This is a genomic window from Sphingomonas sp. 28-62-11 (assembly GCF_002278865.1).
Classification (GTDB): domain Bacteria; phylum Pseudomonadota; class Alphaproteobacteria; order Sphingomonadales; family Sphingomonadaceae; genus Sphingomonas.
Genome location: NZ_NCGB01000020.1, coordinates 82,061 through 91,161, shown reverse-complemented (window position 1 = coordinate 91,161; position 9,101 = coordinate 82,061). Strand labels below are relative to the sequence as shown.

Sequence of the window (9,101 nt, the reverse complement as noted above, 5' to 3'; positions counted from 1 at the left end):
GCTGATGACTTCGCGCTGGTTGGTCAGGCGAACCTTGGCCACCTTGCGCAATGCCGAGTTCGGCTTTTTCGGAGTCGTCGTATAAACGCGCGTGCAGACGCCCCGCTTCTGGGGGTTCTGGTCCATCGCAGGGACCTTTGATTTGGCCTTCTGCGGATCGCGGCCCTTGCGGACCAGCTGGTTAATCGTTGGCATGAAGCCCTTCACCTTTTGTTACCGGCAATCCCGGCGGTTACTTTGCTGAAAGCGGAAAAATACAAAGGGACCCCGGCGGCCATAACGGCCCCCCAGGCCCCTTGCGTTCAGCAATGTTCAGCTCTGCTCACTAGCGAACGGCGTGCAGGCAAACCCACCACCAGCCCCTTTCGCGAGCAGGCGGCGCTATACCCATGCTGGCCGGGGTGGTCAATGCCATGATGCGTCAATCGCGCTAGGCGCAGAAATCCAGCGCAATTCCGTGACGTGCCGCCACTCAAAATGGCACTATCCCGTCTGAACTTAACCCCGCCTCAACCATGGCCGGGGCATGGCTTTATCCATGATTCCTGCTCCCCACTTCACAGTACTTCTGCCGGCAGCGCCCGCCCGATCGCCCTTACCGCCAGTGGTCGTCACCCTGGCAGCGGCCGCCCTGCTGCATCTGGCCTTCTGGCACATCGTTGCGGCCGATATGTCGGCTTATTTGCTGCCGTGGTTCGATCATGTCGTGCGCACCGGGCCGGTAGCCGCCTTTGCCGCGCCATTTTCAAACTACACCCCGCCCTATCTTTATCTGCTGGCAATCGTCAGCCCGCTGGCCCCGTTCGTGCCGTGGATCACGCTGATCAAGCTGATCTCGGTCGCAGGCACCGGCGCGCTTGCGCTCGCGGTGCGGTATCTGCTGACTCGCCTGGATGTACCGCAGCCTGAGCGGGGTGCCGCGCTGGTATTCTTGTTGCCGAGTGTTGCGATCAACGCTTCACTGCTGGGCCAGGCCGACATGTTCTGGGCAGCGCCGTGCGTGATGGCGCTCGCCGCCGCACTTGATCGCCGCCATGCCGCGATGCTGCTGTGGTGCGGGGTCGCGCTGTCGTTCAAGGCGCAGGCGGTACTGATCGCGCCCTTCTTTCTGGCCTTGCTGATCCACCGGCGCGTGCCCGTCCGGCTGTGGCTGCTGACCCCGCTTGCAACCGCCGCGATGATGATCCCGGCGATGGTGGCCGGCTGGCCGCCTGGCAACCTGGTCGCTATCTATGCGCTGCAAAGCACGACCTTTGCTGATCTCTCCCGCAATGCCCCCAATATCTGGTCGATCATCGATCTGCTGCCGCGGGGTGAGGATATGCCGTTGCTGGGGCTCGCCTTTACCGCTGCTGTCGGCGCGAGTGCCGCCTATATCGCGCGATTCTCGGCCCAACCGCTGCACGGCCGTGCGCTGATCGCTGCTGCGTTGCTGGCGATGCTGGTAACGGCGGGGCTGCTCCCCAAAATGCATGAGCGCTTCTTCTACCTCGCCGATATCGTCGCGCTGGTATTGGCGATCATGGCCGCCGATCGGGAAAGCTGGCGAACCGCCTTATTGATCCAGACTGGATCGACTTTGGCGCTGTTCGCCTATCTGAGCGGCATCGAATCCGTCGCTGCGATGAGCGCCGTGCCGATGCTCGTCGCCACCTGGCGTATCGCCCGGCCGCTGCTCCAGCCCGCGGCGAACGACAATCCCCTTCTGGTACGCCCAATATGAGTGTTCCCGTCTCCTAGCCGACCCTGTTTTATGTTACGGTTCTTCCCGAGTCGCTGGATCAGCTTCTGGCTCGGTTTTTTTGTGCGGGGTGATTATGAGCATGTTTAACAACAACAAGGCTGGATCGACGCGGGAGACGGGCTCGAGCAGCCTGCCACCAGCCCCCGCCCAGTCGTCGGCCAAGCGCGGAATGTTCTCGGTGCTCGGGCCTGATGTAATCGTGACGGGCAACGTGACTGCAACCGCCGATCTGCACATCGACGGTCGTGTCGACGGCGACGTGAATTGCGGATCGCTCGTCCAGGGCAATGAGAGCCGCATTTCGGGCAACGTTCGTGCAGAAAGCGCGCGTCTGGGCGGCGCGATCGAGGGCACGGTGTCGGTACGCCAACTCACCGTCGAGCGCGCTGCGCGGATCACCGGCGATGTCGAATATGAAAACATCGCGATCGAAAACGGCGCCAGCATCGATGGCCGCCTGAAGCACGTCTCGCCCGATTCAGGGAAAACCTTTGGCGGTCCGGCGACGACAACCGTTACTTCGCCGTCGCGCGCGACCGAATCAGTATTCTACACCCCTCCGAGCGAAGCCGCCGCCTGATCGGTAGCGCGGTTCGAGCATAAGGCGCTTTCCCGGGGGGCTGGGAAAGCGCCTTTTTGCTGCGTGGTGCACTGGGCGCAGGACCCCGGCCTTTACCACGGTGACGATGGCAGCCGCTTACTTGATGCGCACCCCGCCCTTGATGACCGCACTCGGCTTTTCGAGCAGGCGGACATTGGTCAGCGGATCGCCCGTGACGGCTACGATGTCGCCATAGCGACCCACCGCAAGCGAACCGACATCGGCTGTGCGCGACAGCGCCTCTGCCGCATTCGTCGTCGCGGTCCGAATCGCCTCGGCCGGGGTCATCCCCCATTCGATCATCTTGGCGAACTGAAGCGCATTCTGGCCCGCCGGGAACACGCCGCCATTGTCGGTGCCGAACACCATTTTTACGCCCGCCTTGTGCGCATCGCGGAACACTTCGCGCTGCTTGCGGCCGATCTGGCGTTCCTTTTCCAGGCTTTCGGGGAACACCCCATTCTTCGCACCTTCGGCCAGAATATAATCATCGTCATAGATATCCATCGAGAACCACGCGCCCGCCGCCTTGGCGAGACGGAAGCTCTCGGCATCGGCCAGGCTGGCATGCTCGATCGTATCCACCCCGGCGCGCAGTGAATCGTTGATACCGGACGTGCCATGGGCGTGTGCGGCAACGCGCATGCCAAGCATATGCGCCTCCGCCGTAACGGCCTTGATCTCATCAAGCGTCATTTGCTGCGCGCCTGCCGCATCGCCGCGCGAAAGTACTCCGCCGGTCGCGCAGATTTTGATCGCCTCCGCGCCATATTTGCGCATCGTGCGCACCAGCTTGCGATACCCCTCTGGCCCATCGGCCACGGACGGATTGGGCAGCCCTGCAAAGCTGGGCGGGAGTGATTCGGTCCCGTCGCAGTGCCCGCCGGTCGCGCCCAGCGCATAACCCGACGGCACGATCCGTGGCCCGGCGATATAGCCGGCCTCTACCGCCTGTTTCAGACCGACATCGTTGAACTGGCCCGATCCCACATTGCGCACCGTCGTGAAGCCCGCCTCCAGCATTGCCTTGGCATTGGCCACACCAACTGCTTGCCAGAAGCTGTCAGTATAGCCGAGCGCCTGATAGCCACTGAGCCGGGGATCGGCATCGAGATGGACATGCATGTCGATCAGACCGGGCAGGATGGTCTGGCCCGAAAGATCGATGTGCTTCACATCGCTGCCCCATTTCACCGTACGCGCATCGGCAACGCCGGTGATGCGGCCGTCGGTGATGAAGATAGCGGGGTAGTCCACCGTCTTGCCATTCACCACGTCAACCATGTGATCGGCGGTGACGACCACGGTGTCAGCAGCGGCGGGAACGGTGACGAATGCAAGCGCAACAGCACTTGCAACAATGGATTTCAGCACATTCGACCCCTTTGACATTAGCATTAGATATGCAGCGCCCGCCCGTAAGCGCCAAGCACGCTTTCGTGCATCATTTCCGACAAGGTCGGGTGTGGGAACACGCTTTCCATGAAATCGGCTTCGACCAGCTCTGCGGTCTTGCCGATCGTATAGCCCTGGATCAGCTCGGTCACTTCGGCGCCGATCATGTGCGCGCCGAGCAACTCGCCGGTCTTGGCATCGAACACGGTCTTCACGAAGCCCTCGGCCTCGCCCAGTGCGATCGCCTTGCCGTTGCCGATGAAGGGGAAGTTGCCGACTTTTACATCGTACCCGGCTTCTTTCGCCTTGGCCTCGGTCAGGCCGACGCTGGCGATCTGCGGGTGGCAATAGGTGCAGCCGGGGATGTTCTTCGGGTCCATCGCATGCGGATGGCCGCCGGCGATGGATTCCGCCGCGATCACGCCTTCATGGCTTGCCTTGTGCGCCAGCCAGGGCGGGGCGGTGATATCGCCGATCGCGTAGAGGCCGGGGACGTTGGTCTGGCAAGTCGGTCCGGTCTTCAGGAAGCCGCGATCGGTTTCCACGCCGAGCGCTTCCAGCCCGATATTCTCGGTGTTGGGGACGATGCCGATCGCGACGATGCAGTGGCTGAATTCGCCGTCGATGACCTTGCCATCTTTCCCCTTGATGCTCGCCTTCACGCCCTTGTCGGTGACGCTCAGCTTCTCGACGCCCGCGCCGGTCATGATTGTCATCCCTTGCTTCTTCAGTGCCTTTTCGAGGAACGCGGAAACATCGGCATCCTCGACCGGCACGATCCGGTCGAGCATTTCGACGACCGTCACCTCGGCACCCATATCATTGTAGAAGCTGGCGAACTCGATCCCGATCGCGCCGGAGCCGATGACGAGCAGCTTGGTCGGCATTTCGGGCGGCACCATCGCGTGGCGATAGGTCCAGATGCGCTTCCCGTCGGCGGGCGCAAACGGCAGGTCGCGGGCGCGCGCACCGGTGGCTAGGATGATGTTCTTCGCCGCAAGCGCGGTCGACTTGCCGTCCTTGTCGGTCACGGTCAGCACATTGGCGGCGGTCAGTTTCCCCTCGCCCATCACCACCGTGATCTTGTTCTTCTTCATCAGATGGGTGACGCCCTGATTGAGCTGCTTCGCCACACCACGCGAGCGCTTCACCACTGCGTCGATATCGGCGCTGATGCCCTCGGCCACCAGGCCATAATCCTTGGCGTGCTGCATATAATGATAGATTTCCGCCGATCGCAGCAGCGCCTTGGTGGGGATGCACCCCCAATTGAGGCAGATGCCGCCGAGCAACTCACGCTCGACAATCGCGACCTTCAGGCCAAGCTGGCTCGCCCGGATCGCCGCGACATAGCCGCCGGGCCCCGAACCGAGAACGATGAGATCAAATTGGTCAGCCACAACTATCTCCTGGGGAGGGAGGAAGGATCAGTGAAGGAATGTCAGACGAGCGGGCCATCGACCGGGCGGGGCCTGCCATCCGGCCCCATCGACACAAGCGTGAGCTGGCCGCGTGCGGCGCGCTCGGTGTCGTCGCCGTGTCGGTCTCGCCGCCAGCATTCGACCGCGACGGTCATGGACGTTCGCCCGACCGCAATGATACTGGCATAAAAGCTCACCTCGTCGCCGATGGTAACCGGCGCGGTGAAGTTGAACCCGTCAGCGGCGACCACCGGGGCCTGGCCCCGGCAACGCTGCGACGCGACAGAGCCCGCCGCGAGCGCCATCTGCCCCATCAGCCAGCCAACGAAAATCGAGCCGTAAGGGTTGGCATCTTCTGCCATCGCGGTGGCGCGAATGGCCAGCGTCATGCCGGGCGGCTGATCAGCCACGGTCCGACGTTACCCCAGCGGCGCGGTCAGCCGCCCGGTCCGCCGCCCATGCATCACGCATCTGCGGATAGCCCATACCGATGATGAAGGCGATCGCGACATAATCGATGATCCAGATCTCAGCACGCGCCAGTGGCACCGCCCAAGCGGCAGCAACCGCCATCACGATCGACACGATAATGCCGATCGCCACATACATCAGCTCGATCGCAAAGCGCATCGCCTGCCCCTTATGCCAGTAAGCCGAGCGGATTTTCGACCAGCGCCTTTAGCGCCTGCATCAACTGCGCACCGTCTGCCCCATCGATCGCGCGGTGATCGAAGCTGCCCGTCACCGACATGACCGTCGCAATGCCGAGCGCGCCGTCGATCACATAGGGGCGCTGCTCGCCCGCACCGACCGCCAGGATCATGCCCTGCGGCGGGTTGATGACGGCGTCGAACGCCTTGATCCCGAACATCCCCATGTTGGAGATGGAAGCCGTGCCGCCCTGATATTCGGCAGGCTGCAGCTTGCCGTCCTTGGCGCGGGCGGCGAGGCCCTTCATCTCGGTGGCGATCGCCGACATGCTCTTGTTCGCCGCATCCTTGATGATCGGGGTGATCAGCCCCCCGGGGATCGACACCGCCACCGCGATATCCGCGCGGCTGTAGGTGACAAGCTGATCGCCAAGGAAGGTGACGTTGCACTTGGGCACCTGAATCAGCGCGACGCCAAGCGCCTTGATCAGCAGATCATTGACCGACAGCTTCACCCCGCGCGGCTCGAGCGCCTTGTTGAGCTCGCCGCGCAGCTTGAGCAGTGCATCGAGCCGGATATCGACCGTGAGATAGATATGCGGGATCGTCGATTTCGCCTCGGTCAAGCGGCGCGCGATCGTTTTGCGCATGTTCGACAATTTGTCGATCTGGTGCGGGATCGTATCGTCCCAGGCGACCGGCGCGGTCGAGCGCGGCGCTTCGGGTGCGGCCGGTGCCGCAGGCGCGGCCTTAACAGATGTTGCTGCTGGCGCGGAAGCCGCCGTACCGCTGCCTGCGGCTTCGACATCCGCCTTGATGATCCGGCCATTCGGCCCCGTGCCGGTGAGCGTCGCGAGATCGACGCTTTTCGCCGCCGCGATCCGCCGCGCGAGCGGGCTCGCTTTGATGCGATCGCCCGTTGCGATCGGCGCAACGGCAACGGGTGCAGCGGCGGCAGGCGCAGGTGCAACAGGCGCCGGGGTCGGTTCGGGCTTGGCCTCAGACGGTGCCGCCTCCGCCTTGGATGCCGCCTTCGGGGCCGCTGCCTCCCCTTCCTGTGTCAGGATGGCAATAACGGTGCCGACCTTCACATTGTCGGTGCCCTCCGCCACGAGGATTTCGGAAATCACGCCTTCATCGACCGCTTCGAATTCCATCGTCGCCTTGTCGGTTTCGATTTCGGCCATCAGATCGCCCGATGACACGGTATCGCCTGCCTTGATCAGCCATTTGGCGAGCGTGCCTTCCTCCATTGTCGGGGAAAGCGCGGGCATCTTGATCTCGATCGGCATGAAAGGTGGATCCTTGCACGAGTCCTGGGGGTGGGCGTTTCCTTCGCCATCCCGGCGTTCGGGTCAAGTCCATCCGGGCCATGAGTAGCTTGCGCACGCGCGCCATCCGGCCCACCTATCATCCAAAGACAAAAGAGGGAGGGTGGCGGTGCGGATCTACCTGGTGGTCATCGATGAAAGCCGCGAGGCCGAAACCGCGCTGCGCTTTGCCGCGCGCCGTGCCGTCAAGACCGGTGGCGGCGTGGAAATCCTGGCGTTGGTGCCCGCCGCCGAGTTCGTGCCCTGGGGCGGCGTGCAGGCAACGATCGAGGAAGAAGCGCGCCAGCACGCCCAGGCGCTGGTCGCCGCCGCCGCAGGAACGCTGATCGAGGAATCGGGGCTGAAACCGATCATCACCGTGCGACAGGGCGACGCCAACAAGGTGATTCGCGATGTGATCGCCGGCAATCCGGAAATCGCCGCGTTGGTGCTCGCCGCCGCGGCAAGTGGCGCGCCGGGACCGCTCATCAGCCATTTTGCCGGGTCAGAAGCGGGCGCGTTGCCGATCCCGTTGATGATCATCCCTGGCGGCCTAAGCGCCGAGGCGATCGACCGGCTGAGTTAAGCCGTCCGCGAACGGCACTTGATCGATCACAACCGAACCGGCACGATACTGCCCATGATCAAAAAACTGACCACTGCTGCGGTGTTGTGCTTCGCCTCCGCCAGCCCCGCCCTCGCCGCCGACAAGCCCGACGCCGTCCGCCTGAAGGCGTCCGTCGAAAAGCTCGTCTCGTTCGGCACGCGCAATACGTTGTCGTCGGCGACCGATCCGGTGCGTGGCATCGGTGCTGCGCGGGCCTGGGTGGCGGATGAGCTCGATAAGCTGGGCGAGGCGTGCAAGTGCATGCAGGTGCAGCGCATAGGCCGCACGTTCACTGGTCCACGCGCCCCCAATGGCGTTGAAGTGATCGACGTGCTCGGCGTGCAATGGGGGCGCGACAAGAACCGCGTTGTCATCGTCGGCGCGCATATCGACAGCCGCGGCACCGACACGCTCGACATTACCAAGGATGCGCCCGGCGCGAACGATGATGGATCGGGTGTCGCACTGGTGATGGAGGCCGCACGCATCCTTTCCAAGGAAACGTTCGACGCGACGATTGTCTACGCGATCTTTTCGGGCGAAGAGCAGGGTCTGTGGGGCGGCACCTTGCTGGCCGAAACCGCCCGCGATCGCGGCTGGGAAATCTCGGCGATGCTCAACAACGATATCGTCGGCAACACGATGGGCCAGAACGGCATCCGCGTGGCAGACCGGGTCCGGGTGTTTTCCGAGGGCATCCGCGCATCGGAAACGCTGCCCCAGCAAATCGCCCGGCGCGGCAATGGCGGAGAGGATGACGGCCCCAGCCGCGCGCTCGCCAAGGCGATCGATAACGTTGCCGGCGAAATTCGCGGCGGGCTCGACGTGTTCATGGATCGCCGGCCCGACCGTTTCGGGCGCGGGGGCGATCATGAGCCGTTCCTGAAACTTGGCTATCCCGCCGTCCGCTTTTCGGTCGGGGCGGAAAACTGGACGCAGCAGCATCAGGATCTGCGCACCGAAAACGGCATCGAATACGGCGATACGGTCGACAAGATGGATTTCCCCTATCTCGCCAAGGTGACCGCGATCAACATCGCCGCGATCCGCCGCTTCGCCAGCGCCCCCGGTGCGCCCAAGACGGTCGCGATCAGCGGCGCGATCTCGTTCGACACCAAGGTTTCATGGGAGCCCGTGCCGGGCGCTACCGGCTACCGCGTGTACTGGCGGCGAACCGATACCGATCGCTGGACGGGCAAGCGCGACATTACCGATACCAATGTCACGCTGGTAAACACCTCGATCGACGATCATTTGTTTGCAGTGGCTGCACTTGGCGGGTCGGGCGCGGAGAGCATTGCGACATTGGGAGCGGCACCGACGCGGCAGTGATTGGGGCGAAACCCGCTCTCGCCTTATCAAGACATTTTCGA

The 9,101-nt window shown here is 63.4% G+C and carries 9 protein-coding genes and 1 pseudogene; 4 read left to right on the top strand and 6 right to left on the bottom strand.

The window, feature by feature from the left end; translation table 11 throughout:
• A pseudogene (rpsL, locus tag B7Y49_RS08515) lies at nucleotides 1-195 on the bottom strand (30S ribosomal protein S12); the annotation flags it as partial.
• A gap of 409 nt (nucleotides 196-604) precedes the next feature.
• Between rpsL and B7Y49_RS08510 the strand changes: the two are divergent.
• Nucleotides 605-1,723 carry a hypothetical protein gene (locus B7Y49_RS08510; RefSeq protein ID WP_374127157.1) on the top strand — a complete coding sequence of 373 codons (1,119 nt, stop codon included), beginning with the start codon at nucleotides 605-607 and terminating at the stop codon, nucleotides 1,721-1,723.
• 94 nt (nucleotides 1,724-1,817) lie between these two features.
• Nucleotides 1,818-2,324 (top strand): polymer-forming cytoskeletal protein, encoded by a 507-nt coding sequence (locus tag B7Y49_RS08505; protein WP_374127156.1) that lies wholly within the window; start codon nucleotides 1,818-1,820, stop codon nucleotides 2,322-2,324.
• Between the two features lie 117 nt (nucleotides 2,325-2,441).
• On the opposite strand, the gene B7Y49_RS08500 is transcribed toward B7Y49_RS08505, so the two are convergent.
• The 5 genes from B7Y49_RS08500 to B7Y49_RS08480 are packed head-to-tail and all read right to left on the bottom strand — an operon-like array spanning nucleotide 2,442 to nucleotide 7,103.
• Nucleotides 2,442-3,737, bottom strand: a complete 1,296-nt coding sequence (locus B7Y49_RS08500; protein WP_374127155.1) for an amidohydrolase family protein — start codon at nucleotides 3,735-3,737, stop codon at nucleotides 2,442-2,444.
• Nucleotides 3,738-3,742: 5 nt separating this feature from the next.
• On the bottom strand, nucleotides 3,743-5,140 hold the full coding sequence (gene lpdA / locus B7Y49_RS08495) for a dihydrolipoyl dehydrogenase (protein WP_374127154.1): 1,398 nt from the start codon (nucleotides 5,138-5,140) through the stop codon (nucleotides 3,743-3,745).
• Between the two features lie 41 nt (nucleotides 5,141-5,181).
• On the bottom strand, nucleotides 5,182-5,571 hold the full coding sequence (locus B7Y49_RS08490) for an acyl-CoA thioesterase (protein WP_374127153.1): 390 nt from the start codon (nucleotides 5,569-5,571) through the stop codon (nucleotides 5,182-5,184).
• A complete protein-coding gene (locus B7Y49_RS08485) occupies nucleotides 5,564-5,791 on the bottom strand; it encodes a hypothetical protein (RefSeq protein ID WP_374127152.1) in 228 nt (75 codons plus the stop codon). Before B7Y49_RS08485 ends, B7Y49_RS08490 begins: the two co-directional genes overlap by 8 nt.
• Before the next feature lie 10 nt (nucleotides 5,792-5,801).
• Nucleotides 5,802-7,103, bottom strand: coding sequence for a dihydrolipoamide acetyltransferase family protein (locus B7Y49_RS08480; RefSeq protein ID WP_374127151.1), 1,302 nt, complete (start codon nucleotides 7,101-7,103; stop codon nucleotides 5,802-5,804).
• Nucleotides 7,104-7,251: 148 nt separating this feature from the next.
• Here B7Y49_RS08480 and B7Y49_RS08475 point away from each other — a divergent pair, with 148 nt between their 5' ends.
• Nucleotides 7,252-7,707, top strand: coding sequence for a universal stress protein (locus tag B7Y49_RS08475; RefSeq protein ID WP_374127150.1), 456 nt, complete (start codon nucleotides 7,252-7,254; stop codon nucleotides 7,705-7,707).
• A 57-nt stretch (nucleotides 7,708-7,764) separates the two neighbouring features.
• Nucleotides 7,765-9,060 carry a M28 family metallopeptidase gene (locus B7Y49_RS08470; RefSeq protein ID WP_374127160.1) on the top strand — a complete coding sequence of 432 codons (1,296 nt, stop codon included), beginning with the start codon at nucleotides 7,765-7,767 and terminating at the stop codon, nucleotides 9,058-9,060.
• Nucleotides 9,061-9,101: the final 41 nt, after the last annotated feature.